This is a genomic window from Paenibacillus sp. EKM212P, assembly GCF_011066115.1.
In the GTDB taxonomy this organism is placed as follows: Bacteria; Bacillota; Bacilli; order Paenibacillales; family Paenibacillaceae; genus Paenibacillus; species Paenibacillus polymyxa_B.
Genome location: NZ_JAAMNR010000053.1, coordinates 1 through 435 on the forward strand (window position 1 = coordinate 1; position 435 = coordinate 435).

Consider the following 435-nt stretch of genomic DNA (forward strand, 5'->3'; position numbering starts at 1 on the left):
ACGAACACGTCGAAGGAGAAGCTCGCCAGTTGCAACAACCGTACCGGGAACTGGTTCAGACGGTAATCCCGGCGATAAGCTGCAGCCGTATTCACCAAACTGCGATGCTCAATCATGACGCCCTTCGGACGTCCCGTTGTCCCGGAGGTGTAGATCACATACGCTAGATCCTGCGGTTCATTGATGTGATTGACGTCTGTGGTATCCCCGGTGTACAACGACTCATCGTCCACCGCCAGTACGGTATGCAGACGCAAACCCGCTGCGGATTCGGATGTAGTTTTGCTCTCATCCAGCCATACCTGTGCACGCTCCTGTAAGCCCGTTTGGGTCAACAGTACCGTCGCACCGCTGTCCTCCAGCATGAAACGAATGCGTTCGGACGGATAATCTGCATCCAGCGGCACATACGCGCCTCCAGCTTTCCACACCGCC

At 56.1% G+C, this 435-nt stretch carries 1 protein-coding gene; it reads right to left on the minus strand.

Annotated elements, in window-relative coordinates; all coding sequences use genetic code 11:
* On the minus strand, positions 1 to 435 hold a 435-nt coding region (locus G9G54_RS24925), incomplete at both ends, for an AMP-binding protein (RefSeq protein WP_165179954.1).